Below are 26,996 nucleotides of genomic sequence, written 5' to 3'. Positions count from 1 at the left end.
ACACCGCAGCAATTCATTCCCAAACTCGTAAACACAGATTACTCCGGATGTTATTTCAACAACGCTTTAAGTTCTGGAATACAAGAGCCGCAGTTTGTGCCACAACGCAGTTTTTCACCCAGTTGTGCGACGGACTGGCAGCCCCCTGCGATTGCGGCAAGAATCGTTTTCTCTCCCACACTAAAGCAACTACACACTGTCGCACCCGCATCGGCTTGTGCGCCGGGCGCTTTTCCGGCTAACAGCCGATGGCGATCCGCCGCCGTTTCCGGGGCCTGTTCAAACGCATTCACTACCGCAGCCGTGGCGATCTCAGGCCAGACGTGTGCGCTATAGAAAGCGAGCTGTAATACCCCGTTTTGCCAGGCGAGGATATGGTAAAACTGACCATCCCCGCAGGCGGTTTGCAACTGCCAGCCGCGCCCGGCAGCAAGCGCTTCTATCCATGCATCAGCATGAGTGTCTGCGGCACACAGGAAATGCGTAACACCGGGTGAAGCCTGCTTCCACCAGTGGATCTCCTGCGCAAACACGATGTCTTCACGCGCAAAAATCTCACCACACCATCCAGGCTGCCAGCGCTGAATGCGCACGGCTGTTTGTTTGCTTTCAGGCTGCCCGGAATGGGGATCGCACACGCTTTTCACCAGGCTGTTGATCTGCCCTTTGCGCGCAAACTGCTGGTTCCAGTGCATCGGCACAAACACATTTCCCGGCAGTTGGCTTTCGCTCACCAACACCTTCGCCACCATGCCGCCGGAACGTGAAGCCACTCTGGCCAGACCGTTATGGGTGACACTGTAACGTTTGGCGTCATGCGGATGGATCTCCAGTAACGGCAATTTCATATGCTGCATCAGGCGCGGCACGTTACCGGTGCGCGTCATGGTGTGCCACTGGTCACGAATACGCCCGCTGTTGAGAATCAGCGGGTAAGTGTGGTCGGCGCTCGCCTGGGGTAAAACCGGTTCAACCGGCAGCAACTGGAACTTCCCGTTCGGATGCCAGCTTTTAAAGGGTGAGTGCCCCTGCTCCGTGACCGGCCAGCGCACAGGTTCAAGCACGTCGTATTGCGCGCGGCTTAAATTTGCCAGACCGCTGATATCAAATGCGCGAGTGCCGTTATTTTCATAGCCGGAAAGAGCCGCATGTTCGCTGAATATTTGATGGGGATGTTGCCACTGAAAGGCTTCACGATAACCCAGGCGTTGGGCAACTTGCGCGACCATCCACCAGTCGGCTCGCGCCTCGCCTGGTGCGGGTAGAAACGCACGCTGGCGTGAAATACGCCGTTCAGAGTTGGTGACGGTTCCGTTTTTCTCCCCCCATGCCAGTGCCGGAAATTTGACGGTGGCGAAACGCGAAGTATCCGTTTCCCGCACCACCTCCGAGACAATCACCAGCGGGCATTTCGCCAGCGCCTGCGCCACATGCGAGCTATCCGGCAGTGAAACCAGGGGATTGGTGCCCATAATCCACACGGCTTTGACTTCACCGCGCCCTACCGCTTCAAACAGTTCGACGGCCATTAACCCCGGCGTTTCGGCAATACGTTCACTGCCCCAAAAGCGCCCGACACGGGCGATATCAGCTGGCTCAAAATTCATATGGCAGGCCAGCTGATTTGCCAGGCCGCCAACTTCACGTCCGCCCATGGCATTCGGTTGTCCGGTCAGCGAAAAGGGGCCGCACCCTGTGCGCCCAATTTTGCCGCTCGCCAGATGCACGTTGATGATCGCATTGCATTTATCACTGCCGCTCGACGACTGGTTAATGCCCATGGTGTAAAGCGTCATCGCCCGGTTTGCCTGGGCGAACCATTGCCAAAAAGTCTGCACATCCGCGCTTTCGAGCTGGCAAAAATCCGCGCATTTCTGCAGTGTCCAGTCGGCGGCGATATCCAGCGCTGCGGTTTGCCCGTCAAATGTCGTTTCCGCAAAAGACGGCTGCAAATGGTTCAATAACCCAACAAACAATGCGGCGTCACTGCCCGGACGAAGCGCGAGGTGCAAATCGGCAATGTCACACGTCGCCGTACGACGCGGGTCGATAACCACGACTTTCATCTGCGGGCGCTGCTGTTTAGCCTGCATCAGGCGCTGATAAAGAACCGGATGTGCCCAGGCCGCATTGGAACCCACCAGGATAACCAAGTCAGTTTGCTCGAGATCCTCATAGCTGCATGGCACAAAATCCGCGCCAAATGCGCGTTTGTATCCCACTACCGCCGAAGACATACACAGCCGTGAATTGGTGTCGATATTCCCCGCGCCAATAAACCCCTTCATCAGCTTGTTGGCGGCATAATAATCTTCGGTCAACAACTGACCGGAGGCGTAAAACGCGACGGCTTTTGGACCAGATTCATCAATGATGGTCTGCAAACGGCGTGCGGTTTCATCCAGCGCGACGTTCCATGCCACGCGCTCGCCGTTGATTTCCGGGTGCAGCAAGCGCCCTTCCAGACCCAGCGTTTCGCCTAATGCCGCACCTTTAACACACAGCCGCCCAAAGTTTGCCGGATGCTGTTTGTCGCCGCTTATCTCAAACCCTCGGCTCTCGGTTTGACGAGCCTCCACGCCACAACCGACGCCGCAGTAAGGGCACGTTGAACGCACGACGTTTGTCATGATGCCTCCGCACGCACAATCAACGCCTGACTTCCCACCCACACGGTGCCTTGTTCCACTTTCACCGGCCAGGCGCGAACGGCAGGTTCGCCATCCTGCGTTCGCCCATCGCGCAAGCGAATGCGATGTTTATAGAGCGGGGAAATGACAATCGGCTCACCGGCGGCGTCACCGACAATTCCTCGCGACAAAACGTTGGCATCGCTGCCCGGCTCGAGGTTATCAAGCGCGTAAATCGCATCGCCAAAACGGAACAGAGCGATTTGCTGCTCCCCCAGACGTGCGCCGATTCCCGCCTGCGCCGGTATTTCGCTGATATTACAAACTGCCTGCCACGGTTTGACTGGCGCGACCGTTGGCAGATGCACCACTTCGCTGACCGGTTGTAACTGGCCGCGCAGAGTCTGACGCTGCACCGCTTCGTCCGGTTGTTCGCTGTTCACGTAAGAGCGGAACAATGCCAGGCGATCCGGGCTATTGAGCGTGGTTTGCCACTCGCACTGGAAGGACTCCACCACGTTCACCATCTCTTTTTCCAGCTCGTCAGCAAGGCAGAGGCTGTCGTTAAGAATCACGTCGCGCAGATAGTCGATTCCGCCCTCCAGGTTATCCATCCAGGTGCTGGTGCGTTGCAGACGGTCGGCGGTGCGGATGTAAAACATTAGCAGGCAATCGATGGTACGAATCAACGTTTCGCGACTCAGGTCGCTGGCAAACAGGTCCGCATGGCGCGGTTTCATGCCGCCATTTCCGCAAACGTAGAGGTTCCAGCCCTTGTCTGTCGCAATCACGCCGATATCTTTGCTCTGCGCTTCGGCACATTCCCGGGTGCAACCGGAGACCGCCATTTTGATTTTGTGCGGCGAACGCAGGCCCTTGTAGCGGTTCTCGAGTTCAATCGCCAGCCCCGTTGAGTCTTGTACGCCGTAACGGCACCAGGTCGAACCGACGCAGGATTTCACGGTGCGCAGCGATTTACCGTAGGCGTGTCCGGTTTCAAAACCTGCCGCGACCAGCTCTTCCCAAATCGCCGGCAGCTCTTCCAGGCGGGCGCCAAACAGGTCGATTCGCTGGCCGCCGGTAATTTTGCTGTATAGCTGGTAGCGTTTTGCCACCTGACCAATCGCAATTAAACCATCGGGTGTGATTTCGCCTGCCGGAACACGCGGCACAATGGAGTAGGTGCCATCTTTCTGGATGTTGGCGAAGTAGCGGTCATTGGTGTCCTGTAACGGCAAATGGGCAGGTTTGAGTAAATATTCGTTCCAACACGACGCCAGCACCGAAGCCGCCAGCGGCTTGCAGATTTCACAGCCATGACCGTGCCCATAGCGGCTAATGAGTTGCTCAAAACTGCGGATATGGTTGACGCGCACCAGATGGTAGATTTCCTGGCGCGAGTACGGGAAGTGTTCGCAGATGTCCTTTTTCACCTCCACGCCCTGCTCTTGTAACTGGTATTCCATCACCTGTTTCACCAGTGCCGAACAGCCGCCGCAGCCCGTTGCCGCTTTGGTGCATGCCTTAATCGCGCCCATGTCTCCCGCGCCGTTGCTTACCGCGGCGCAAATATCCGCTTTGCTAACGTTATGGCACGAGCAGATTTGTGCGCTTTCCGGTAATGCCGCGACACCCAACCCTTTTGGCGCGCCGCCTGCCATTGTTGGCAAAATCAGGCTTTCCGGTTGTGCGGGTAGCGCCATGCCGTTGAGCATCATTTGCAGCAGCGTAGCGTATTCCTGGCTGTCGCCCACCAGTACGCCACCGAGCAGGGTTTTGTTATCTGCAGAGACCACGATTTTTTTGTAGATTTGCTGTGGGCCGTGGGTCCACTGGTAACTCTGGCAGCCTGGCGTGCGCCCGTGAGCGTCACCAAATGAGGCCACTTCAACGCCGAGCAATTTCAGTTTAGTGCTCATATCGGCACCCAGGAATGCTGATTCCTGCCCGGCAAGGGTTGCAGCCGTTACACGTGCCATTTGGTAACCCGGCGCGACCAGACCGAAAATTTTCCCCTCCCAAAGTGCGCATTCGCCGATGGCATAAATTGCGCTGTCGCTGGTTTGGCAACGGTCGTTAATCACAATCCCACCGCGTTCGCCAAGTGCGAGTTCACTGCTACGTGCCAGCGCATCTTGCGGACGGATACCCGCAGAGAAGACGATGAGATCGGTATTGAGCGTTTCGCCATCGGCGAAATTAAGCTGCAAACCGTCAACGTCGGTAATCGCTGTTGTGGATTTGCTGGTATGCACCTGCACGCCAATATCGCTGATTTTTTCGCGCAGCATCGCCGCCCCCGCGTTATCGAGTTGCACCGCCATGAGATTGGGCGCGAACTCCACGACATGCGTTTCAAGACCCAACTGTTTGAGCGCATTTGCCGCTTCCAGCCCCAGCAGACCACCGCCAATCACAACGCCGCGAGTGGCATTGCGGGCCCGTTCGGCAATGGCGTCCAGGTCATCAAGCGTGCGGTAAACAAAGCAGCCCGGCAGATCGTTACCCGGAACCGGTGGCACAAACGGAAACGACCCGGTCGCCAGCACCAGTTTGTCGAACCAGGTTTCACGTCCTTCGTGGTCACGCACCACCCGTTGCTGGCGGTCAATTTCAACGATTTTACTGTTGCAACGCAGCTCAATACCGTTCTCTGCAAAGAAATCGCCCTGCACCATTGAGAGCGACTGCGCACTGCGTCCCGCAAAATATTCCGACAGATGCACACGGTCATACGCCGGGTGGCGTTCTTCGCCAAACACCACAATGTGATGGCTGTGATGCAGTTTCTGCGCCACGCACTGTTCCAGAAAGTGGTGTCCGACCATGCCGTGACCAATTACTACCAGCGTTGCTTTTGTCATGTCGTCATTTCCGGCAGCCAACGGCTGCTCATCAGAGTGGTATTCATCAAACAGCACGTCAGGCGTAACGGGCGCCGCGCTGAGTAAAATATCGGTGAGTGTATTAGCAGGGGTGATATCGCCCATTAACAGTGCGCCCACCAGCTTGCCGCCCCGCAAATGCAGGCAGCGATAATGTCTGGTGATGGGATCAAAGGCGGTGAGCACGCGTGTGTCCGGCTGGCTGCGAATGTCGCCTGCGGAAAATAGCGGGATACCGCTGACTTTCAGGCGCGTGCCGCGATCCTGATAGTGGAAGTCGTTTAAAGCGCTACCGCATAAACGGGCGGCTAAAACGTCGGCCTGTTGCAGACAAGGTGCCACCAGCCCCCAGGTTTGCCCGTCTATCTCGCAGCATTCGCCCAATGCGCTGACGCAGGGCGTCGTGCTACGCAGTTGTGCATCAACGGTGATGCCGCGCTGGCAAGAAATACCCGCCTGCTGCGCAAGCCGGATATTGGGTTTTACGCCGGTGGCGATAATCACTCGCCCGGCGGGTAAAACATCGCCATTGCTTAACGTCACGCTAGTTTCAGAAATGCGCTCAATGCCGCAATTTAGCTGGCAGCAAATCCCCCGTTGTGCGAGATGCTCCGCAAGCAAAGCACCTGCCTGCGGGTTGAGTTGAATATCCATGAGCCATGGCTGACGGTGAATCAGAGTGACGGAAATGCCCCGCGCACAAAGTGCCGCCGCGGCTTCCACCCCCAATAAACCTCCGCCAAGTACCACAACATGGCCTTCGCCGCCAAGAATCGCGTCGACATCTGCCAGGGTGCGAAAGCCGTGCACATGTGGCTGTTGATGCCCGTCAATCGGGGGGATAAACGGGTATGAGCCGGTGGCAAAAACCAGTTCATCATATTCGAGCGTGCGACTATCAGAGCGAACCGTCTGGCGCTGCGTGTCCACCTCCAGGACCGCCTCTCCCGTGAGCAACTCAATGCCGTGGGAAACGTACCACGCAGCGTCGTGCAACTGCGTCGCCTGGGCGGGTTTTTCCCCCGCCAACACCGGCGAGAGCAAAATGCGGTTGTAACTCAGCACCGGCTCTTCACCAAAAACGGTAATGGCAAAACGACCCGCCGCTTGCGCCACGATTTGCTCCACCAGGCGGATAGCGGACATGCCATTGCCGATCACAATCAGACGTCGCATCATGAGCGGCTCCTCAGGCAGCCTTAGGCTGCTTTTCGTAGAGGAAGCGCAGCACCTGCTGGCGCAGATGGTGATAACGGTTGTCTTCCGCCAGTTCCACGCGATGACGCGGACGTGGTAAATCGACCAGTAGCGTTTCACCCACAGTGGCCGCCGGGCCATTGGTCATCATTAATACGCGGTCAGAAAGCAGCACCGCTTCATCGACGTCATGAGTAATCAGCACAATGGTGGTGTGAAGTTCTTGTTGAATGTGCATCACGGCATCTTGCAAATGGGCGCGGGTCAAGGCATCGAGGGCGCCAAATGGTTCGTCCATCAGCAACACTTTCGGTTTCATCGCCAGCGCGCGGGCAATGCCAACACGCTGTTTCATGCCGCCGGAAATCTCGCCAGGACGCTTGTTAACGGCGTGGCCCATCTGCACGCGCTCAAGGTTATGAATAATCCATTCGCGTCGTTCGGCTCGATTCATGGTGTGGCGAAACACTTGATCTACCGCCAGCGCGACGTTTTCAAAACAGGTCATCCACGGCAGCAAAGAGTGGTTCTGAAACACCACGGCGCGCTCAGGCCCTGGCCCGGCGATTTCGCGGTTGTCGCACAGTAAGCCGCCTTCAGAAGGTAGTGTGATGCCAGCAATTAAGTTCAGCAGCGTGGATTTGCCGCATCCTGAGTGACCAATCAGGCTGATGGTTTCGCCTTCTTCAATATCAAAACTGACGTTGCTCAGCGCTAAAAACTCGCCGCTGGTAGTGGAAAAACGCTGGCTAACATTTTGAACCTGAATAATTTTCTTCATGATTATTTCTCCCAGCTGAAACGACGCGCCAACAACATCAACCCCTGCTCGAGCAGCAGCCCGACGACGCCGATAATCACAATCGCAATAAGAATGTTTTCGACGTTGAGGTTGTTCCACTCATTCCAGATCCAGAAACCGATACCCAACCCGCCGGTGAGCATTTCGGCGGCAACAATGACCAACCATGCAATGCCAATGGATAAACGCACGCCGGTTAATACCGCGGGTAACACAGCCGGGAACAAAATCTTGCGCATCACCGTCCATTCGGACAATTTCAGCACCCGCGCCACGTTGAGGTAATCGTCGGGAATGCGTTTTACGCCCTCGGCGGTGTTAATCACCATCGGCCAGATAGAGCAGATAAAAATGGTCCAGCTCGACGCCGGTTCTGCTTTCTGGAACAACAGCAGGCCAATCGGTAGCCAGGCCAGCGGGCTGACCGGGCGCAATAACGAAATAATCGGGTTGAACATGCGGGCTAAGAAGGTAAAGCGGCCAATCAGAAAGCCTGCCGGAATACCAACAATGGCCGCGAGGCCAAACCCAACAGCCACGCGCTGGAGCGAGGCAAGCACATTCCAGCCAATGCCCTGATCGTTTGGCCCGGCGTTATAGAACGGGTCTGAAAACAGCGTAATAGCCGATTCCAGCGTACTGAGCGGCGTGGGAAAACCCTGGCTATTTAGCGCGGCGATTTGCCAGGCAACAATCAACAACCCCATCCCTAAAACAGCGGGCACCAGGCGCTGGAAAAAACTCAGGCAGTATGTGCGCCACGGCGATTTACGGCTGCGAACGGTGACGGGCGGCAGAGTAATGACTTCCCCTGGCGTGGCGCTAAGTGCTGTGGTCGGCGGTTTCTGTGCAGGCTGATTCATGTCATTTCCCTTAGCGTTTATTAATGGCAAAACTTGCGGCGTAGGCAGCAGGATCACTGCCGTTCCAGGTGCTTCCATCCATCAGGGTGCTGGTGCGCATCGGGGTGGCTGGAATGGAAATGTTGCCCACGGCGGTAGCGGCTTGCTGATAGATATCAATGCGGTTGATACGTTTGGCGACGGCGAGGTAATCCGGGTCGCTATCCAGCAGGCCCCAACGACGGTGTTGCGTCAGGAACCACATGCCGTCAGAAAGCCACGGGAAGGTCACTTCGCCCTCACGGAAGAAATGCATGGCATGGTCGTCCTGCCATTTTTTGCCGATGCCGTTGTCGTATTGCCCGAGCATGCGCCCGGTCAGATAGTCCGCTTTGGTGTTCAGATAAGCGCGCCCGGCAAGGACACTTGCGGTTTCACGGCGATTGTCGTCGCTGGCGTCAATCCAACGCGACGCTTCAAGAATGGCGGCCACCAGCGCACGGGCGGTATTCGGGTTTTGTTCGACCCAGGTACGGCGCGTGCCAAGAATTTTTTCCGGATGATCCGGCCAGATTGATTGCGAGGTTGCGGCGGTAAAACCGACCCCGTCGCTAATGGCTCTTTGGTTCCAGGGTTCACCGACACAAAAACCGTGCATGTTGCCGATGCGCATGTTCATCACCATTTGCGGAGGCGGAACCACAACGGTTCGCACATCGGTAAACGGGTTGATTCCCGCCTGTGCCAGCCAGTAATACAGCCACATCGCGTGTGTGCCCGTCGGGAAGGTATGCGCGAAGGTAAAACTACCCGGCGCTTTGCTGGCCACGAGTTTTTTCAGGCTTTCCGCATCCGTCACGCCCTGTTTGGCGAGATCCATCGAAAGAGAGATCGCCTGGCCGTTATTGTTGAGCGTCATCAGGTTGGCCATTGACTGTTGCTTACCGGCGATACCCATTTCCAGCCCGTAGACCAACCCGTATAAAACATGGGCAGCATCAAGTTCGCCGGAAACCATTTTGTCGCGCACGGCAGCCCAGCTCGCCTCTTTACTCGGCACAATCGAAATACCGTATTTTTTATCGAAGCCTTTGACCGCAGCCATGACGACCGAGGCACAATCGGTAAGCGGAATAAAACCGACTTTCACCGTGGTTTGCTCCGGTTTGTCGCTCCCCGCAGCCCACACAGAATTCATCATGCCCGGCAGTAAATACGCACCGCCTAGTGCCGCACCCGCCTGTAGAAATCGGCGGCGCGAGAGGGTTATGGTTTTATTGCTCATCGGCTTCATCCTGATAAAAGGGTAAAAAAAAGCGCCCGACAATGTGTGGTTAACACATTGAAGGACGCCTTTGTCCAACCCGAACCGCACCGCCATTGGCGCACTTCGGGTCAAAATAATTTTCATAATGAGTGTTGCAACTCGCGTGCCAGTTTTTGAAGGCCGCAATCCATGGGTTCTGATGGAAAACAGGTTGTGACTCGCACCATAAACACGCAGTTTACGCCCACTGTTTGTGCACCTACTCCTTAGTGGGTATCTGCCAGATATCCGCCACAGACACCATCGCGTTTGCCACATCCACCATGCGTTTATTCTGGTTCATCGCCATTTTGCGCAAGGTCTGCCACGCCTGCTCTTCACTGTAGCCCTGGTGGCGAATCAGCAGGGCTTTAGCCTGATCGATGACTTTACGTTCCTCAAGCGTGGCTTTGAGCGAGGCCAATTGTTGAGCCATGGTTTCGAGTTGCTGCGCCTGTTGACGCACCAACGGCAAAAGATGACGGTCAAAATAACGTTCTGCCTCGTGGCTGCCGTGCCCTGCCACCCAACGAGCAATTTCAAGCTCGTCTGGATCTCTTTGCTGCAAAACCTGCCCGAGCGCTTGCTGCGCCTGCGCCATAACCCGCTCGATCAGCGCATCTTCCACCTGTTTGAGCGCATCAATTCGCGTCGTTAACAGTGCAAACCAGCGCAGCGCGCGTTGTGGTTCATCGCCGTCGTGTTGCAGCCGGGTGCAGGCCATGCGACGGAGTTGTTCGGTTTCGCGGCATGGTTCACCACAGGTCTGAAATTGCTGGCGCAGTTGTGAGTCCGTCATGCTACAAAAAGCCTCAAAACAGTGTTGCTGGCTGTCGATTCGGTCGACCAGTTGCTGGCGCAATGTGTCGCTAAATTTCCCCAGAGTGAACCCAAGCGCACCAATCGCCCGCTCTTGCCCAGCAAGTTCTTTACCCTGCATAAAACTGAATAACGCCGCCAGCGCGCGAGCCACACCAGCATCCTCAACCACATTGCTGGTTTCGGGAACAATACTCAGCAGATGGCGCAGGGTAATATTGAACTGCTCCATGGCCTGCAACGGTTGAATCTGTTGAGCGGAAATTTGTGCGCGCAGCGAGGGTAAGCGTTCAAGGTAATGCAGCGCGCAAGCGAGGCTGACAAATAGCGCGCTACCCGGCAGGTAATCCGGTTCGGCGATAGCCTGGCGGAAAAGCGCCAGTTCACGATCAACCCCGGCGATACAACGCAGATGTTCATCACCAAACATCCGACCGGAGGAGCACAGCCAAATGTTGGAAGCCCCGCGTTCGCGTTGTAGCATATGGGCGAGCCTGGCTATGCAGCCAGTGAGTTCACCGATTTGCAAAATATCCTGCAACTGCTCACGCCCACGGGTTTGGGCTGCTATTAAAAAGCCACGAGCAGTGGGATTCACGGCGACGATAGCCTTCATAAAACGCTCCTGAACGGCATGTATTGCTATAGATAAGCAAAAGTCGTGCCGAAGGGTGCACAGGAGAATACATGCAAAAAATAGTGATTATTGCCAACGGAGCTGCTTACGGCAGCGAATCTCTGTTTAACAGCCTGCGCCTGGCTATCGCGTTATGCGACCAACAGCCGCAACCGGAAGTGAAACTGTTTTTGATGTCTGACGCAGTGACTGCGGGTTTACGCGGCCAGAAACCGTCTGAAGGCTACAACATTCAGCAAATGCTGGAGATTTTGACTGCGCAGAATGTGCCAGTAAAACTGTGCAAGACCTGCACCGACGGGCGCGGCATCACGGCTTTGCCTTTGGTCGAAGGCGTTGAGATTGGCACGTTGGTTGAACTGGCTGAGTGGACGCTGGCCGCAGATAAAGCCTTAACCTTCTGATACCAGATTTAATGATGACCAGAGGCTAATTTTCCGCATAAAAATTCATCAGCTGAATGGTTTCAGGAACATGTACACTAAAGTTGATTCGTTACAGCATTTTTTGATCAAAGTCAGCATTTGTGACGCCGGGGTCTGGTGTTATGCGTTAAGTGCGATTTGTGAACAACATCACTGATTGCCAGCAAAACCAGCGGCGCGGATGTCTAACTTTGTTGTGATAGCGGAGTATAAAAATGCCTGTAGTGAAAGCCAGTCTGCATCTTTTCGGCGGTGATACCGTGGTGGTTCACTGTTCAAATAAAAGCCATATTCATTTGATGAGCGACAACAGTTCTGCGGGCAAACCGCAGGCAGATATTTTGAGTGTGGAAGATAAGCAGTCTGCTTATTTGACGGTACCGTACAGCGGGAAGTGGAAGGTGCTGATTGATAGCCACAGCAAATCGCTTGAGCATTCAATTAGTTATGTCCCTGCTTAAAAGCAGTATTCCGGCTCTTATGACTAAGAGCCGGAATGAATTTTATGCGAAGTGAGTTTGCAAATCCCCTTCATCGCCCTTCGGTTGTAGCCAGTCTCTGACTTTATTCACCAGCTCATCCAGGCAATCGTCATGCATTCCCCGATTGATCAACTCTTGTTCTAGCGAGAAGAGATACTGCGCATTGGTGCCCAGTGGGCCACTGGCGGCGGCAATTAACGGCGCGATAATTTCAGCTCGCGTATCGGCTTCGTACAGCGGATGACGCGGATCCATGATAAATACCAGCGCGTTGACGACGCGACCATCATCGAGTTCGAGTTTGCACCACGTCGGCAAATAACAGCCGGTGATCATTTCCCGTTTCCACACCAGCGTCAGCTCATCTTCAAGCATGGCTTCGGGAAGGCGGTAAGCCAGACCCGTGGTGCGCCCGCCTTCTTTGAGTGCCAGCATGCGCCCAGGCTGACAAGCGGTTCCGCGCCCTGCCGTCAAACGCAGGCAAAAAGCACGGTGCCAGCCAACAAGCGTTCCTGCGGCTGACTCTTCATATTCAAATGCCGGGTTCCACATCAGGGAACCATAGCCGAAAATCCATACGGGGCTGTTATCGGGACGACAAGCAATCGTCGCGGCGAGTGATGCCGAGCGCTGCTCAGGACTCCACAACAACGATTCCTCAATGGAACCAAAAGCTGTCTTACAATCCGCTTTCATTAAGAAATCACGCGTTAACACCATACACCTCCGCCACTGCAAACTTCCGTGTGACTACGTCAGATGCGCCTTCCGGGCTTTTTAGTTACTGCTTAATATTAAAACAACATATACCTGAACATAAGCAATTAGCGGGGCGCTGGCAAGTTTGATGACGATCACAAAACAACAAAAATGTCATATTAACTTGCCATACTGATGTGTGTTGCGGCGTTTGAATATGGATATCAATACATTATGTAGGGTTTAGTTTTTCTTGTGCCATTTGTCGTCATCCCCTTTTTGATACCCGTGTTTCACCGCCGCCCAGGCGACTTTATGGGCAGTTTCTTCGCGACTGGCATCATCGCGACGGTCATCTTTGTCTTTATATTCATCCCAGGCGCTATTAAATGCCTCTTTGTAGATATCCTGGGCATGGGAGGGAAGAACGTTTTGAACATTGTCAGGGAGGTCACTTCGGCTTTTGTAAGGCATCACACCATCCTCAGTCAGGGAAAACTAAAGTGTGAAACAACATATGTGATTTTGCCAGAAATCGGGGTTATTGCTTTTATAGCAATCCTATCTCTATGTTTAGTATTGCTTAAAATCAGTAAACTGTGATTTTTATTCATCAGAAATACTATGGCTATATAAGCGGTAAAACTGAGTAAATTTCCCCATAAAAACGCCTTAGTTTGCTATTTTAACGGGGTTTTAATGTCCGACTATAATAACTAAATTGCTTAATACCTATGCAACTGGAGAAGTATTTTGACCAAAACACAACATGAGGCGGTGAAAACCCGTCATAAGGAGAGTTCCCTCATTTTCCCGGTATTAGCGCTGGTCGTACTGGCTGTGTGGGGAGGAAGCCAGTCTTTGCCGGCGGTTGTAGGGATTAATATTCTGGCCCTGGTGGGCATTTTAAGTAGCGCTTTTAGCGTGGTGCGTCATGCTGACGTCCTTGCGCACCGTTTAGGTGAACCTTACGGTTCTCTGATTCTTAGTCTTTCGGTGGTTATTTTAGAAGTTAGTTTAATTTCTGCATTAATGGCGACCGGTGATGCCGCGCCGACACTGATGCGCGACACACTCTATTCCATCATCATGATTGTGACGGGGGGGCTGGTCGGTTTCTCTCTCCTGCTGGGTGGAAATAAATTCGCCACACAGTATATGAACCTGTTTGGCATCAAACAGTATTTGATTGCCCTGTTTCCCCTTGCGGTGATTGTGCTGGTGCTACCCACAGCGCTTCCGGAAGGTAATTTTAGTACCGGCCAGGCGTTAATGGCGGCCGCTATTTCAGCGGCAATGTATGGCGTGTTCTTGTTGATTCAGACCAAAACGCACCAGAGTCTGTTTGTCTATGAGCATGAAGACGAGTCTGATGACGACGACCCACATCATGGTAAACCGTCAGCGCACAGCAACACCTGGCACGCCATCTGGCTGATTGTGCATTTGGTTGCGGTCATTGCGGTGACTAAGATGAATGCCGGGCCGCTGGAATCGCTTCTCACGACGCTGAATGCGCCTGCGCAATTTACTGGCTTCCTGGTGGCGTTGTTGATTCTCTCCCCGGAAGGTTTAGGGGCGTTGAGAGCGGTGCTGAGTAACCAGGTGCAGCGCGCAATGAACCTGTTCTTTGGCTCAGTGCTGGCCACCATTTCACTGACGGTGCCGGCGGTGACGTTGATTGCCATGCTAACTGGCAACGATCTGACCTTTGGTTTAGGGATGCCGGAGTTGGTGGTGATGCTCACGTCGCTGGTGTTGTGCCAGATTTCGTTCTCAACCGGGCGAACCAATGTGCTTAATGGTACGGCGCACCTTGCTTTGTTTGCCGCCTATTTGATGACGATCTTTGCCTGATAATCCAAAGGCATAAAAAAAGCCCTTATCGCGAGATAAGGGCTTTTTATTTTCTGATTCAGAAAATTACTTGCTGGTGTCCAGCGGCTCGAAATTCTTCACCAGATCGTCAATTGCTTTGATCTGCTTGAGGAATGGCTCAAGTTTCGCCAGTGGCAATGCAGATGGACCATCGCAACGCGCGTTGTCTGGATCCGGGTGCGCTTCGATAAACAGGCCAGCCAGACCCGTAGCCATGCCAGCACGAGCCAGTTCAGTGACCTGAGCACGACGGCCGCCAGATGCGGAGCCAAACGGGTCACGGCATTGCAGGGCGTGTGTCACATCGAAGATGACCGGTGAACCGTTAGACACTTGTTTCATCACGCTGAAGCCCAGCATATCGACGACTAAGTTGTCGTAACCGAAGTTAGCGCCACGGTCGCACAGAATGATTTGATCGTTGCCGCCTTCGTGGAATTTATCAACGATATTACCCATTTGGCCTGGGCTAACGAACTGCGGTTTCTTAACGTTGATTACCGCGCCGGTTTTAGCCATCGCTTCAACGAGGTCGGTCTGACGAGCAAGGAACGCAGGCAACTGAATCACATCAACCACATCGGCAACAGGTTGCGCCTGGCTTGCTTCATGAACATCAGTAATGATTTTCACGCCGAAGGTTTGCTTCAGTTCCTGGAAAATCTTCATCCCTTCTTCCAGGCCTGGGCCACGGTAAGAGTTGATGGATGAACGGTTGGCTTTATCGAAAGACGCTTTGAAGACGTAAGGAATACCCAGTTTCTGAGTGACGGTGACGTAATGCTCACAAATACGCATCGCCAGATCGCGGGATTCCAGCACGTTCATGCCGCCAAACAGCACGAATGGCAGGTCGTTTGCGACCTTGATGTCACCAATCTTAACTACTTTTTGTTCCATCTTTATCTCGCCTTGTTGGGAAATATTTAAAAATTTAGCATCAGTGCAAGGTGATCTGCTTTTGCGAAATCGAGTTAATTTGCGCTTTGATCATCTCGCTTATCGGGTCTTCCGGGCACTGCTCAACAAAATAGCTGAGGTCTGTCAGTGCTACGTGTTCGCAATCGAGTTGAGCATAAATCAAACCACGGTCGCGGATTTCGTACGGATCTTCCGGATTAAACTGGAGCAGAACCTGGCTTGCACGCAGTGCCAGCTCCATTTGACGCTCTTCCATCAATGCCGATTTCAGGGTGTCGAGCAACTTACGCACCACTTCCGCGTTATCGGCTTCGTCTAAATCTTCATCGAACAGCTCGGCTGTCGGCCCAACGTTACCTTTCAGCCACACTTCCAGCGTGTGTTCGTTGAGTGTGTCACCATTAAACGGGTTGATAAGCCACATTTCACCGTCCATCCAGTCGCTGCGTAAAATCAGCTGCGTCGGGAAAATGACCGGATTTAATGGAATATCAAGGCGTTCGGCAATCCACAACAGAATGGCGCCCAATGACACCGCACTGCCCTGGCGTTTTGCCAGCACTTTATCGAGCCACAACGCATCAGATAAACGGTAAACGCCACTGGCGTCTTTAAAACCCCAGGTGCCATAAAACAGTTCGATTAATTTTTCGAGTTGCACATCCTGGTGCAGACCTTCGCAGATCTCTTCACGCGCCTGACGGGCCAGGCCTTCCAGTTGTGCACGTACTTCTTGCGCCGGGAAATCATCACGGATCAGCTGCGAGACTAAAACCATACCCTCGCACAACGGCGCCTGATTGAATTCAAAATCGGCCAACGACCTCATGACTTACCCCAATAATGGTATTTTTGTGGTGGCGAGTTTAATGATGATGTAAAGCACCACCAGGGCCAACAAAAAGGCAAAAAGCCGAATTTGCTGGCTGCGCGGGCGTTTGCCCAGCACGATAAACCCTAAAACAATATAGATAATAACGCCAAATAGCTTCTCAGTCAGCCATGCACCTTGCGGCGTGAAGGGATAGAAATGCGTAATCATCACTAATGCGGCGCCACTGACCAGCAATACCGTGTCGTTGATATGCGGCACAATGCGCACCCAGCGCTTGTTTGACATCGCTGAATGACGGTATTGCCACCAATAGCGTAAAACGAACAGACTGATGGAAATGAAGACCGTCAGAATATGCAAATGCTTGAGCGCGAAGTAAGTTGCCATTTTGCTCAGTTCCTTATGTAAAAATAGCGTCCCACTGTCAGACGGTCGTTCCCACCGTAATCCTGACAGCTCTGTATCTCGGTATATCCAGCATCATTAAACAGTTCACGCACCTGCGCCGCCTGCTGCCAACCATGTTCGAGCAGCACCCAGCCACCCGGCTCAAGGAAATTTCGCGCAGTCTCTACCAACGTGCGTAAATCGGCTAAACCGTGGTTTTCAGCTACCAACGCGCTACGAGGTTCAAAACGCACGTCACCCTGTGAAAGGTGCGGATCTTGCGCATCAATGTACGGCGGGTTACTGACAATCACGCTAAAACGTTGTGTATTGAGCGCACTAAACCAATCGCTTTGCAAGACCTCAACATTGGGAATTCCGAGGCGACTCGCATTATCGCGAGCAAGTTCTACGGCATCAGGGATAAGGTCGAGTGCGGTGACGCAACAATCCGGGCGTTCGCTGGCAATCGCCAGGGCAATTGCCCCGGTTCCGGTGCCTAAGTCCAACACGGAACATGGCGTTTCAGGCATTCTGGCGAGGGCTTGTTCAACCAGGCATTCAGTATCTGGACGCGGGATTAACGTCACCGGCGAAACTCGCAGCGGCAACGACCAAAACTCACGCTCGCCCACCAGGTGAGCGATAGGTTCACCCTTCACCCGGCGTGCCAGCAAACCGTCCAACCGCTGTAACTGTTCGGCGGTCAGTTCGGTTTCACCAAAGGCCAGAATGAAGGTTCGCGCTTTTCCAGTGACGAAACCGAGCAGGATTTCCGCGTCACGGCGCGGACTTTCACTTTCCTGAAGCTGGGCGATGGCCTGTTGTAGCCAGTATTTAAAATCCATTAATCCTGCTCAGACAGCGCCGCTAACTGGTCTGCCTGGAATTCTTGCACGATTGGTTCGATAAGCCCGTCGAGCTTACCTTCCATCACTTCATCAAGACGATATAACGTCACGTTGATGCGGTGATCGGTCACACGGCCTTGCGGGAAGTTATAGGTACGGTTGCGGTCTGAACGGTCGCCACTGCCCAGCAGGTTACGGCGCGTTGACGCTTCTTCTTGCTGACGCTTAGCTATTTCAGCGGCACGAATACGCGAACCCAACACCGAAAGCGCTTTGGCTTTGTTTTTGTGCTGCGAACGTTCGTCCTGGCACTCAACAACGATACCGGTTGGCAAGTGGGTAATACGAATTGCGGAGTCGGTGGTGTTAACGTGCTGACCGCCCGCGCCCGAGGAACGGAAGGTGTCGATACGCAAATCACCAGGGTTGATATCCGGCAGTTCCGCTTCTGGAATTTCTGGCATCACCGCAACGGTACACGCTGAAGTGTGGATACGGCCCTGGGATTCAGTCGCAGGAACACGCTGTACGCGATGGCCACCGGACTCGAATTTCAGACGCCCATAAACCCCATCGCCGCTGATTTTAGCGATAACTTCTTTAAAGCCGCCGTGTTCGCCTTCGTTGGCGCTGAGGATTTCGACTTTCCAGCGACGTGATTCCGCGTAACGACTGTACATGCGGAACAGATCGCCTGCGAAGATAGCCGCTTCATCGCCACCCGTTCCGGCGCGAACTTCAACAAAGGCATTGCGTTCGTCATCCGGATCTTTCGGCAGTAACAGCACTTGCAGTTGTTGTTCTAATTCTTCGCTGTCACTTTTTGCCTGGTTTAATTCTTCTTGCGCCATCTCGCGCATTTCCGGGTCATCAAGCATGCTCTGCGCGGTTTCAATATCTTCCTGAACCTGGCGCCATTGCAGGAAGCAACGGGAAACGTCGCTTAATTGAGCGTATTCACGCGACAACGCGCGGAAACGGTCCTGGTCGGCAATTGTGGAAGCATCACCAAGCAGGGCCTGAACTTCTTCATGGCGCTCTTGCAGGGCTTCTAGTTTGGCAACGATAGAAGACTTCATGGGCGGTGTTTCACCTTGTAATAAGAGTTTATTTGCTAATCCAGCCCGAGGCTGTTACGCAGAATCTGCAGGCGTTCGTCATCCCCGTCACGGGCAGCCTGCTGGAGAGATTTGGTTGGTGCGTGGATCAGGCGATTGGTTAATTTCCACGCCAGATCCTGAAGAACGGTTTCGGCATCGCCACCCTGCTTGAGGGCGGCGAGCGCTTTGGCTGCCAGGTCATCACGCACCTGTTCAGCCTGACTACGATATTCGCGGATGGTTTCGGTGGCACTTTGCGCGCGCAACCAGGCCATAAATTCGCTGCATTCTTGCGCGACAATGGTTTCGGCTTCAACCGCGGCGGCTTTGCGCTGCGCGAGGTTGCTTTGAATAATCGCCTGCAAATCGTCAACGCTATACAAATAGGCATTCGCCAGTTTGCCTACTTCGGGTTCTACGTCGCGCGGAACGGCGATATCCACCAGCAGTAGCGGTTGGTTGCGGCGAGCTTTCAGGGCGCGCTCCACCATGCCTTTGCCGATAATCGGCAGCGGACTGGCGGTGGAACTGATAATAATGTCGGCTTCCTGCAAGCGTGAATCGATGTCGCTGAGGCTGATAACTTCTGCGCCGACTTCATCAGCCAGCACCTGAGCGCGTTCACGTGTGCGGTTGGCGATAATCATTTTCTGCACGTTGTGTTCACGCAAATGACGCGCTGCCAACTCGATAGTTTCACCCGCACCGACCAGAAGCACCGTCACGGTCGATAAGGATTCAAAGATTTGGCGCGCCAGCGTACAGGCCGCAAACGCTACGGAAACGGCGCTGGCACCGATATCGGTTTCAGTTCTGACACGCTTCGCAACGGAGAAGGATTTCTGGAACATACGTTCCAGCTCGCTTGAGTGCGAGTGCCCTTTCAGGGAGTCCGCGTAGGCTTTTTTGACCTGCCCTAAGATTTGCGGCTCGCCAAGCACCAGGGAATCCAGACCACTTGCGACGCGCATTAAATGCGTGACCGCTTCGTTATCGTGATGCCAGTACAGGCTGTTACGCACTTCATCTTCGTCGAGATTGTGGTAGTTACACAGCCAGCGCACCAGTTGCTCGTGCAGGTTTTCCTGTTCTTCAACACTCAGGTACAACTCGGTGCGGTTGCACGTTGAAAGCACCACTCCGCCCTGCACCATCGGCTGTTCGAGCAGGCTCTTCAAAGCGAGGTCGAGCGTGTCCGGCGAAAACGTAACACGTTCTCGCAACGAGACTGGAGCTGTTTTGTGGTTGATGCCAAGTGCTAACAGGGTCATTGAGCGGTCTGAGTAATACCGATGTTGATAAGGATTAACTCGGCGCATCATACAGGATGCGGGCAGTCAATAAAAGAGAGTCACCCCTTGTGGAGTATCACTGCAATTAATGATTTAAGATAACTTGACCGTAGACGACCTGGCCTGGCACCGCTAGCATAAACAGTTAACAACTAAAATGATTGAGAAGGATCTGCCGCCGCTATGTTTATGCCGAAAGCCCGTCTGATGCGCCTTTTGCCACTGGCAAGCCTTGTTTTGGCTGCTTGTTCTGTTCATCAACCCAGTGGTCCTGGTAAAAGTCCTGACTCCCCGCAATGGTTACAACACCAGCAACAAGTTCAAAAAATCACCCAATACCAGACACGTGGTGCTTTTGCCTATCTCTCCGATAGCCAAAAAGTTTATGCGCGTTATAACTGGCAGCAAACCTCACCAGACCGTTACCGCCTGTTGCTGACCAATCCATTAGGCAGCACCGAACTGGAGCTGAACGCCCAGCCAGGCGTTGTGCAACTGACTGACCGCAACGGTAAAAAGTACGTTTCTGATAACGCTGAAGAAATGGTGGGCAAACTGACAGGCATGCCGATTCCGCTCAATAGCCTGCGTCAATGGATCCTCGGCCTGCCGGGTGAAGCCACAGATTACAAACTGGATGACAAGTACCGCCTGAGCGAAATCAACTACACCCAGGACGGCAAAACCTGGAAAGTGGTTTACAGTGATTATGATGACAAGGTGCAACCTGCACTGCCATCAAACATGGAATTGCGTGAAGGTTCGCAGCGAATCAAACTCAAAATGGACAGCTGGACGGTTAAATAATGAGAAAACGTTGGCCATCACCGGCAAAACTGAATCTTTTTTTGTATATCACTGGGCGTCGTGAAGACGGCTACCATAATTTACAAACTTTATTTCAGTTCCTCGATTATGGCGACACACTGACCATTGAGCCGAGAAACGATGGTCAAATTCATCTCGCAACACCCATTGCAGGCGTGCCAGATGAAGAAAATTTAATTGTTCGTGCCGCACGTTTATTGCAAGACACCGCTCTGCTGATGGGTTCGTTACCTCAGGGTGCCGGGGCTGAAATCAGCGTTGAGAAAAAGTTACCGATGGGCGGTGGTTTAGGCGGTGGCTCCTCCAACGCGGCGACCGTGTTAGTCGCCCTCAACCATATCTGGAACACCGGCCTGACTGAAGATCAGCTTGCGGCCATTGGCGTTACGCTGGGTGCCGATGTTCCGGTATTCGTGCGCGGTTTTGCTGCTTTTGCGGAAGGTGTTGGCGAGAAGCTCACGCCGGTTTCTGTGCCGGAGAAATGGTACCTGGTGGCGCATCCTGGTGTCAGTATCCCCACCCCGGTCATTTTCCAGGATCCAGAGCTACCACGAAATACCCCGATTAGATCAATTGACACGTTATTAAACTGTGAATTTGGTAATGATTGTGAGGTTATCGCAAGAAAACGTTTTCGTAAGGTTGATGAGCTGCTTTCCTGGCTGTTAGAATACGCGCCGTCGCGCCTGACCGGCACCGGCGCTTGTGTGTTTGCAGAATTTGACACCGAGAACGCTGCCCGCCAGGTGCTTAAGCAAGCCCCGGAATGGCTGCATGGGTTTGTTGCGCGAGGCGTTAATGTCTCCCCGCTGCATCAGGCCATATCCGGGCAAGCTGAGTATTGGTGACAACGTCACCTTGTTTCAGACGTTGCATCAAGCTCTTTATACACCGCCTGGATGGCGCTACCCCGCCCGCATAAGCTGCGGTAGTACCATCCGCCACTGGACGCATGCCTGAGGTTTTTCTCGTGCCTGATATGAAGCTTTTTGCTGGTAACGCCACCCCGGAACTAGCACAACGTATTGCCAACCGCCTGTACACCTCCCTTGGTGACGCCGCCGTCGGTCGTTTTAGCGACGGCGAAGTAAGCGTACAAATCAACGAAAATGTACGCGGTGGTGATATTTTCATCATCCAGTCCACCTGTGCACCAACTAATGACAACCTGATGGAATTGGTTGTTATGGTCGACGCCCTGCGCCGTGCTTCTGCAGGTCGTATTACCGCTGTTATCCCTTACTTTGGTTATGCTCGTCAGGATCGTCGTGTACGTTCCGCCCGTGTGCCAATCACCGCGAAAGTGGTTGCTGACTTCCTCTCAAGTGTTGGGGTTGACCGTGTTCTTACCGTGGACTTGCACGCAGAACAGATTCAGGGCTTCTTCGATGTTCCTGTAGATAACGTCTTCGGCAGCCCAATCCTGCTTGAAGATATGCTGCAAATCGGCCTGGAAAATCCAATCGTGGTTTCTCCAGATATCGGTGGTGTTGTGCGTGCTCGTGCTATCGCGAAACTGCTCAACGATACCGACATGGCTATCATCGACAAACGTCGTCCTCGCGCTAACGTTTCCCAGGTTATGCATATCATCGGTGATGTTTCTGGCCGTGACTGTGTACTGGTTGACGATATGATCGACACCGGCGGCACTCTGTGCAAAGCAGCTGAAGCGCTGAAAGAACGTGGTGCTAAACGTGTGTTTGCTTACGCAACTCACCCGATTTTCTCCGGCAATGCGGTTCACAACCTGCGTAACTCCGTGATCGACGAAGTTATCGTATGTGACACCATCCCACTGTCTGAAGAAATCAAAGCACTGCCAAACGTCCGCACCCTGACTCTGTCTGGAATGCTGGCTGAAGCAATTCGCCGTATCAGTAACGAAGAATCAATCTCTGCGATGTTCGAGCATTAATCGAGCTCGCTTAAAAAAACCCGCCACGGCGGGTTTTTTCTTTTACAGGCTTCCTAACTGCCATAAATGACAGTTGATGCGCTCACGGATGGAATCAAAGTGAAAAACGTATCTTCTTCTGTATTACCTTTCCGCGCTCTGGTAGACGCTTGTTGGCGTGAGAAATACACCGTTTCCCGTTTTAGCCGCGATGTTATTGCCGGTATCACCGTGGGGATTATTGCCATTCCACTGGCGATGGCCCTGGCGATTGGCAGCGGTGTAGCCCCTCAGTACGGCCTTTATACTTCCGCGATTGCCGGGATTGTTATCGCTTTAAGCGGAGGTTCACGCTTTAGCGTTTCCGGGCCTACCGCCGCATTTGTCGTTATTCTCTACCCGGTCGCCCAGCAGTTTGGCCTGGCGGGATTATTGATTGCGACGCTGATGTCAGGCGTGTTTCTTATTTTGTTTGGTCTGGCGCGATTTGGCCGCCTGATTGAATATATTCCCGTTTCCGTGACGCTCGGTTTTACCTCCGGGATTGGGATTACCATCGCGACCATGCAGGTGAAAGATTTCTTTGGCCTGACGCTCGCCCATGTTCCCGAGCACTATCTGAATAAAGTCGCGGCACTGGCGATGGCGATGCCGACCATCAATATGGGTGACGTCGCAATTGGTGTTGTCACCCTGGCCGTGCTGATCCTCTGGCCGCGCCTGGGCATTCGTTTGCCGGGGCATTTACCGGCGCTGTTAGCGGGCTGCGGGGTGATGGCTGCGGTTCATGCCATGGGATTTGACGTGGCAACTATCGGCTCACGTTTCCACTATGTGCTGGCCGATGGCACGCAGGGCAACGGCATCCCGCAGCTATTGCCGCAATTAATGCTGCCATGGAACATCCCTGCATCTAATTTCACGCTCAGTTGGGATTCGCTCAGCGCCCTGCTTCCGGCAGCGTTTTCGATGGCAATGCTTGGCGCAATCGAATCGCTGCTATGCGCGGTGGTGTTAGATGGCATGACCGGCACCAAACATAATGCGAATAGCGAACTTATCGGCCAGGGACTGGGCAATATTATTGCGCCATTCTTTGGTGGGATTACCGCCACCGCCGCCATTGCACGTTCTGCCGCTAACGTGCGTGCAGGAGCGACCTCGCCGATCGCCGCCGTGATTCACGCATTATTGGTGATTATGGCCTTGCTGGTGCTGGCCCCGCTGCTTTCGTGGCTACCGCTTTCGGCAATGGCTGCCCTGCTGCTGATGGTGGCGTGGAATATGAGCGAGGCGCACAAAGTGGTGAGCCTGCTGCGCCACGCGCCAAAAGACGACATTATCGTGATGCTCATCTGCATGTCGTTGACGGTGCTGTTCGATATGGTTATCGCCATAAGTGTGGGCATCGTGCTGGCATCGCTGCTGTTTATGCGTCGTATCGCACGAATGACGCGTCTGGCCCCGGTGAATATCACCACGCCAGAAGGTGTTCTCGCATTACGGGTTACCGGGCCGTTGTTTTTTGCCGCCGCTGAAGGGTTGTTTAACGACCTCACCCAACGCATTGAACAAAACCATCTGATTATTCTGCAATGGGATGCTGTACCGGTGCTGGACGCGGGGGGGCTGGAGGCATTTCAACGTTTTGTAGAAAAACTACCTGAAGGTTGCGAATTACGGGTCACAAATCTGGAATTTCAGCCGCTGAAAACCCTGGCGCGAGCACGTGTGCAGCCCATTCCTGGGCGCCTTGCTTTTTATCCTGACGTTCAGGCCGCGTTGGCCGGATAAAATTTTGCCAAAAAAAACGGTTCTGAAGAGAACCGTTTTTTTTTCGTGAATTGACTAGCTGTGCTTGTGGCTATCATTTCGACGACAACGTTTATCGAAGTGTCGTACCCACCAATAACGATCACCGACTTGTTCGTGACCGCCTACGCGCGCACCGGCCAGCCAAAGTACCGCACCAACGAATATGCTCAAAACGGCACCGTGGGCGAAATATTGCGGGAAATTGAATTGAGGGAGCTGGTTTAAAATAGAATAACCAACACCGCCCACCATGACGACAAGCCCCAAGCCCATGAAAATATTACCGAGTAATGAAGCGTTTTTGCGTTTCATGTGTCACCTCCGGGTGTTCCTGGGTCGGCGGGGGAAATCCCCATTCCTTGTGTGTAAAGTATAGACAACACCGCTTCGGATTATGTGCGCGGGCGATCACAATTACGAATGAAAGGCCTACAAATATTTACAAATAACACGCTGAATAGCATGAAATTCTAATGGTTCACACCCTGAATTATTCAACTATTGAATGGGTAATGCATTGCTTCTTTGTCATCGCGACGGGAGCGCAGTAAACTACGCGGCTCTGGTCTGTTTTCAGGATATTAAACGTGAGTATTAAATTAATTGTTGGCCTGGCAAATCCAGGTGCGGAATATGCGGCAACGCGTCACAACGCAGGTGCCTGGTATGTGGATCTGCTTGCTGAGCGCCATAATCAGTCGCTGAAAGAAGAAAGCAAATTCTTCGGTTACACCGCGCGCATAAACCTTGCCGGAGAAGATGTTCGCCTGCTGGTGCCAACCACGTTTATGAACCTCAGCGGCAAAGCGGTCGGAGCGATGGCGACATTTTTCCGCATTGCGCCTGATGAAATCCTCGTCGCGCATGACGAACTGGACTTGCCGCCTGGTGTGGCAAAATTCAAACTCGGTGGCGGCCACGGTGGGCATAATGGCCTGAAAGACATCATCAGCAAATTGGGCAATAACCCCAACTTTCACCGCTTACGTGTCGGAATCGGCCATCCGGGCGATAAAAACAAAGTTGTTGGCTTTGTGCTGGGCAAACCTCCTCTTAGCGAACAGAAGCTAATTGATGATGCAGTAGACGAAGCGGCGCGTTGCACCGAGGTTTGGCTGAAAGAAGGTTTGACTAAAGCCACTAATCGCCTGCACGCCTTTAAGGCGCAATAAACGTCTGCGCGGCAGTCAGCAAGGATTTCTGCGCCCGTTATATGCCGTTTGCGTGTATAATGGGAAAAGTTATGATCATTTTATCAATGAGACAACATTAACTCATTGAATATCAAGTAATTAAGGTGAATTAAACCATGGGATTCAAATGCGGTATCGTCGGCTTGCCGAACGTTGGTAAATCAACCCTGTTCAACGCGCTCACCAAAGCGGGAATCGAAGCAGCAAACTTCCCGTTCTGTACCATTGAGCCGAACACTGGTGTGGTGCCAATGCCGGACCCACGTCTGGATAAACTAGCCGAAATCGTTAAACCACAGCGCATTTTGCCTACCACCATGGAATTCGTTGATATCGCCGGTCTGGTGAAAGGCGCATCCAAAGGTGAAGGCCTGGGTAACCAGTTCCTGACCAACATCCGTGAAACCGAAGCTATCGGCCACGTTGTGCGTTGTTTTGAAAACGACAACATCATTCACGTTAACAATAAAGTTGATCCAGCTGATGACATTGAAGTCATTAACACCGAGCTGGCGCTTTCTGACCTCGATACCTGTGAGCGTGCGATTCACCGTGTGCAGAAGAAAGCTAAAGGCGGCGATAAAGACGCAAAAGCTGAACTGGCTGCGCTGGAAAAATGTCTGCCACAGCTTGAGAACGCCGGTATGTTGCGTGCACTTCCTCTGACCGACGAAGACAAAGCGGCTATCAAATACCTGAGCTTCCTGACGCTGAAACCAACGATGTATATTGCGAACGTCAATGAAGACGGTTACGAAAACAACCCATACCTCGACAAAGTGCGTGAAATCGCCGCTGCCGAAGGTTCTGTGGTTGTTGCTGTGTGTGCCGCCGTTGAGTCTGATATTGCTGAACTTGACGATGCTGACCGTGACGAGTTCATGGCAGAAATGGGCCTGGAAGAACCTGGCCTGAACCGCGTTATCCGCGCAGGTTATGAGCTGTTGAATCTGCAAACTTACTTCACCGCTGGTGTGAAAGAAGTGCGTGCATGGACTATCCCTGTTGGCGCGACGGCTCCGCAAGCAGCGGGTAAAATCCACACCGACTTCGAAAAAGGCTTTATCCGCGCTCAGACTATCGCGTATGAAGATTTCATCACCTACAAGGGTGAGCAAGGCGCGAAAGAAGCCGGTAAGATGCGTGCAGAAGGTAAAGACTACATCGTTAAAGATGGTGATGTAATGAACTTCCTGTTTAACGTCTAAATAAACGAAAACCTTTGTTTCGCAGAGGCCCTCGCTGTCTCGGCGAATACGAAATAAACTTAAAATC

The 26,996-nt window shown here is 53.2% G+C and carries 24 protein-coding genes; 9 read left to right on the top strand and 15 right to left on the bottom strand.

All coding sequences use genetic code 11. The annotated features are described in order from the left end of the window. Positions 1-50: 50 nt before the first annotated feature. From M2371_RS10410 to M2371_RS10385, 6 genes are all read right to left on the bottom strand, one after another. Positions 51-2,630, bottom strand: coding sequence for a nitrate reductase (locus tag M2371_RS10410; protein ID WP_259267657.1), 2,580 nt, complete (start codon positions 2,628-2,630; stop codon positions 51-53). After that, on the bottom strand, positions 2,627-6,694 hold the full coding sequence (gene nirB, locus M2371_RS10405; RefSeq protein WP_259267656.1) for a nitrite reductase large subunit NirB: 4,068 nt from the start codon (positions 6,692-6,694) through the stop codon (positions 2,627-2,629). The genes M2371_RS10410 and nirB overlap by 4 nt, the downstream gene beginning before the upstream one ends. Positions 6,695-6,704: 10 nt before the next feature. Further along, on the bottom strand, positions 6,705-7,493 hold the full coding sequence (locus M2371_RS10400) for an ABC transporter ATP-binding protein (protein WP_259267655.1): 789 nt from the start codon (positions 7,491-7,493) through the stop codon (positions 6,705-6,707). A 2-nt stretch (positions 7,494-7,495) separates the two neighbouring features. Beyond that, positions 7,496-8,377, bottom strand: a complete 882-nt coding sequence (ntrB, locus tag M2371_RS10395; RefSeq protein ID WP_259267654.1) for a nitrate ABC transporter permease — start codon at positions 8,375-8,377, stop codon at positions 7,496-7,498. A gap of 10 nt (positions 8,378-8,387) precedes the next feature. Beyond that, entirely contained in the window at positions 8,388-9,641 is a 1,254-nt protein-coding gene (locus tag M2371_RS10390; protein ID WP_259267653.1) for a CmpA/NrtA family ABC transporter substrate-binding protein, read from the bottom strand. A 241-nt stretch (positions 9,642-9,882) separates the two neighbouring features. After that, positions 9,883-11,097, bottom strand: a complete 1,215-nt coding sequence (locus tag M2371_RS10385) for a nitrate regulatory protein (protein WP_259267652.1) — start codon at positions 11,095-11,097, stop codon at positions 9,883-9,885. A 71-nt stretch (positions 11,098-11,168) separates the two neighbouring features. On the opposite strand from M2371_RS10385, the gene M2371_RS10380 reads away from it, so the two are divergent. Together M2371_RS10380 and M2371_RS10375 are read left to right on the top strand one after the other, a co-directional pair. Next, positions 11,169-11,522, top strand: coding sequence for a DsrE/DsrF/TusD sulfur relay family protein (locus M2371_RS10380; protein WP_259267651.1), 354 nt, complete (start codon positions 11,169-11,171; stop codon positions 11,520-11,522). Positions 11,523-11,758: 236 nt separating this feature from the next. Next, positions 11,759-12,004 (top strand): DUF1883 domain-containing protein, encoded by a 246-nt coding sequence (locus tag M2371_RS10375; protein ID WP_034494958.1) that lies wholly within the window; start codon positions 11,759-11,761, stop codon positions 12,002-12,004. A gap of 42 nt (positions 12,005-12,046) precedes the next feature. Here M2371_RS10375 and M2371_RS10370 read toward each other — a convergent pair whose 3' ends face one another. Then, positions 12,047-12,742 carry a gamma-glutamylcyclotransferase gene (locus M2371_RS10370; protein WP_034495092.1) on the bottom strand — a complete coding sequence of 232 codons (696 nt, stop codon included), beginning with the start codon at positions 12,740-12,742 and terminating at the stop codon, positions 12,047-12,049. 225 nt (positions 12,743-12,967) lie between these two features. Further along, positions 12,968-13,198 (bottom strand): putative cation transport regulator ChaB, encoded by a 231-nt coding sequence (gene chaB / locus M2371_RS10365; protein ID WP_259267650.1) that lies wholly within the window; start codon positions 13,196-13,198, stop codon positions 12,968-12,970. A 279-nt stretch (positions 13,199-13,477) separates the two neighbouring features. Here chaB and chaA point away from each other — a divergent pair, with 279 nt between their 5' ends. Further along, positions 13,478-14,581, top strand: a complete 1,104-nt coding sequence (gene chaA / locus M2371_RS10360; RefSeq protein WP_034494956.1) for a sodium-potassium/proton antiporter ChaA — start codon at positions 13,478-13,480, stop codon at positions 14,579-14,581. A gap of 66 nt (positions 14,582-14,647) precedes the next feature. On the opposite strand, the gene kdsA is transcribed toward chaA, so the two are convergent. From kdsA to hemA, 6 genes are read right to left on the bottom strand one after another with little or no spacing between them, the layout of a single operon-like run. Continuing rightward, complete coding sequence (kdsA, locus tag M2371_RS10355; protein WP_034494955.1) at positions 14,648-15,502, bottom strand: 3-deoxy-8-phosphooctulonate synthase; 855 nt, start codon at positions 15,500-15,502, stop codon at positions 14,648-14,650. 40 nt (positions 15,503-15,542) lie between these two features. After that, a complete protein-coding gene (gene sirB1 / locus M2371_RS10350; protein ID WP_259267649.1) occupies positions 15,543-16,352 on the bottom strand; it encodes an invasion regulator SirB1 in 810 nt (269 codons plus the stop codon). Positions 16,353-16,355: 3 nt separating this feature from the next. Beyond that, on the bottom strand, positions 16,356-16,745 hold the full coding sequence (locus M2371_RS10345; protein WP_034494953.1) for a SirB2 family protein: 390 nt from the start codon (positions 16,743-16,745) through the stop codon (positions 16,356-16,358). A gap of 5 nt (positions 16,746-16,750) precedes the next feature. Beyond that, positions 16,751-17,593, bottom strand: coding sequence for a peptide chain release factor N(5)-glutamine methyltransferase (prmC, locus tag M2371_RS10340; protein ID WP_259267648.1), 843 nt, complete (start codon positions 17,591-17,593; stop codon positions 16,751-16,753). Next, entirely contained in the window at positions 17,593-18,675 is a 1,083-nt protein-coding gene (gene prfA / locus M2371_RS10335) for a peptide chain release factor 1 (RefSeq protein ID WP_034494951.1), read from the bottom strand. The genes prmC and prfA overlap by 1 nt, the downstream gene beginning before the upstream one ends. Before the next feature lie 35 nt (positions 18,676-18,710). Further along, complete coding sequence (hemA, locus tag M2371_RS10330) at positions 18,711-19,967, bottom strand: glutamyl-tRNA reductase (RefSeq protein WP_115629063.1); 1,257 nt, start codon at positions 19,965-19,967, stop codon at positions 18,711-18,713. Between the two features lie 204 nt (positions 19,968-20,171). On the opposite strand from hemA, the gene lolB reads away from it, so the two are divergent. The 4 genes from lolB (at position 20,172) to dauA (ending at position 24,507) form a co-directional block, all read left to right on the top strand. After that, entirely contained in the window at positions 20,172-20,795 is a 624-nt protein-coding gene (lolB, locus tag M2371_RS10325) for a lipoprotein insertase outer membrane protein LolB (RefSeq protein WP_172894551.1), read from the top strand. Further along, positions 20,795-21,664, top strand: a complete 870-nt coding sequence (gene ispE / locus M2371_RS10320) for a 4-(cytidine 5'-diphospho)-2-C-methyl-D-erythritol kinase (protein WP_259267647.1) — start codon at positions 20,795-20,797, stop codon at positions 21,662-21,664. Before lolB ends, ispE begins: the two co-directional genes overlap by 1 nt. Before the next feature lie 122 nt (positions 21,665-21,786). Next, the gene (gene prs / locus M2371_RS10315) at positions 21,787-22,734 is read left to right on the top strand and encodes a ribose-phosphate diphosphokinase (protein ID WP_034494941.1); all 948 of its coding nucleotides are present in this window, start codon (positions 21,787-21,789) and stop codon (positions 22,732-22,734) included. 99 nt (positions 22,735-22,833) lie between these two features. Next, positions 22,834-24,507, top strand: coding sequence for a C4-dicarboxylic acid transporter DauA (gene dauA, locus M2371_RS10310; RefSeq protein ID WP_259267646.1), 1,674 nt, complete (start codon positions 22,834-22,836; stop codon positions 24,505-24,507). 54 nt (positions 24,508-24,561) lie between these two features. On the opposite strand, the gene ychH is transcribed toward dauA, so the two are convergent. Further along, complete coding sequence (gene ychH, locus M2371_RS10305) at positions 24,562-24,840, bottom strand: stress-induced protein YchH (RefSeq protein ID WP_034494910.1); 279 nt, start codon at positions 24,838-24,840, stop codon at positions 24,562-24,564. Positions 24,841-25,115: 275 nt separating this feature from the next. Between ychH and pth the strand changes: the two genes are divergently transcribed. Together pth and ychF are read left to right on the top strand one after the other, a co-directional pair. Next, positions 25,116-25,700 carry an aminoacyl-tRNA hydrolase gene (gene pth / locus M2371_RS10300; RefSeq protein WP_259267645.1) on the top strand — a complete coding sequence of 195 codons (585 nt, stop codon included), beginning with the start codon at positions 25,116-25,118 and terminating at the stop codon, positions 25,698-25,700. A gap of 137 nt (positions 25,701-25,837) precedes the next feature. Next, positions 25,838-26,929 (top strand): redox-regulated ATPase YchF, encoded by a 1,092-nt coding sequence (gene ychF, locus M2371_RS10295; RefSeq protein WP_034494901.1) that lies wholly within the window; start codon positions 25,838-25,840, stop codon positions 26,927-26,929. The last annotated feature ends 67 nt before the right edge of the window (positions 26,930-26,996 follow it).

The organism is Buttiauxella sp. BIGb0471 (assembly GCF_024807715.1).
GTDB classification, from domain to species: Bacteria; Pseudomonadota; Gammaproteobacteria; order Enterobacterales; family Enterobacteriaceae; genus Buttiauxella; species Buttiauxella agrestis.
Note: the sequence above shows the minus strand (reverse complement) of the source record. Positions and strands in the feature narration are given on the sequence as shown.

Excerpts from the sequence above, each read along its gene's own strand:
- M2371_RS10385 (WP_259267652.1), bottom strand. The coding sequence starts at position 11,097 with ATGAAGGCTATCGTCGCCGTGAATCCCACTGCTCGTGGCTTTTTAATA.
- lolB (WP_172894551.1), top strand. The coding sequence starts at position 20,172 with ATGTTTATGCCGAAAGCCCGTCTGATGCGCCTTTTGCCACTGGCAAGC.
- M2371_RS10345 (WP_034494953.1), bottom strand. The coding sequence starts at position 16,745 with ATGGCAACTTACTTCGCGCTCAAGCATTTGCATATTCTGACGGTCTTC.
- ispE (WP_259267647.1), top strand. The coding sequence starts at position 20,795 with ATGAGAAAACGTTGGCCATCACCGGCAAAACTGAATCTTTTTTTGTAT.
- kdsA (WP_034494955.1), bottom strand. The coding sequence starts at position 15,502 with ATGGAACAAAAAGTAGTTAAGATTGGTGACATCAAGGTCGCAAACGAC.
- ntrB (WP_259267654.1), bottom strand. The coding sequence starts at position 8,377 with ATGAATCAGCCTGCACAGAAACCGCCGACCACAGCACTTAGCGCCACG.
- chaB (WP_259267650.1), bottom strand. The coding sequence starts at position 13,198 with ATGCCTTACAAAAGCCGAAGTGACCTCCCTGACAATGTTCAAAACGTT.
- prfA (WP_034494951.1), bottom strand. The coding sequence starts at position 18,675 with ATGAAGTCTTCTATCGTTGCCAAACTAGAAGCCCTGCAAGAGCGCCAT.
- M2371_RS10400 (WP_259267655.1), bottom strand. The coding sequence starts at position 7,493 with ATGAAGAAAATTATTCAGGTTCAAAATGTTAGCCAGCGTTTTTCCACT.
- hemA (WP_115629063.1), bottom strand. The coding sequence starts at position 19,967 with ATGACCCTGTTAGCACTTGGCATCAACCACAAAACAGCTCCAGTCTCG.
- ychF (WP_034494901.1), top strand. The coding sequence starts at position 25,838 with ATGGGATTCAAATGCGGTATCGTCGGCTTGCCGAACGTTGGTAAATCA.
- M2371_RS10390 (WP_259267653.1), bottom strand. The coding sequence starts at position 9,641 with ATGAGCAATAAAACCATAACCCTCTCGCGCCGCCGATTTCTACAGGCG.
- prmC (WP_259267648.1), bottom strand. The coding sequence starts at position 17,593 with ATGGATTTTAAATACTGGCTACAACAGGCCATCGCCCAGCTTCAGGAA.
- nirB (WP_259267656.1), bottom strand. The coding sequence starts at position 6,694 with ATGATGCGACGTCTGATTGTGATCGGCAATGGCATGTCCGCTATCCGC.
- M2371_RS10380 (WP_259267651.1), top strand. The coding sequence starts at position 11,169 with ATGCAAAAAATAGTGATTATTGCCAACGGAGCTGCTTACGGCAGCGAA.
- M2371_RS10410 (WP_259267657.1), bottom strand. The coding sequence starts at position 2,630 with ATGACAAACGTCGTGCGTTCAACGTGCCCTTACTGCGGCGTCGGTTGT.
- ychH (WP_034494910.1), bottom strand. The coding sequence starts at position 24,840 with ATGAAACGCAAAAACGCTTCATTACTCGGTAATATTTTCATGGGCTTG.
- M2371_RS10375 (WP_034494958.1), top strand. The coding sequence starts at position 11,759 with ATGCCTGTAGTGAAAGCCAGTCTGCATCTTTTCGGCGGTGATACCGTG.
- sirB1 (WP_259267649.1), bottom strand. The coding sequence starts at position 16,352 with ATGAGGTCGTTGGCCGATTTTGAATTCAATCAGGCGCCGTTGTGCGAG.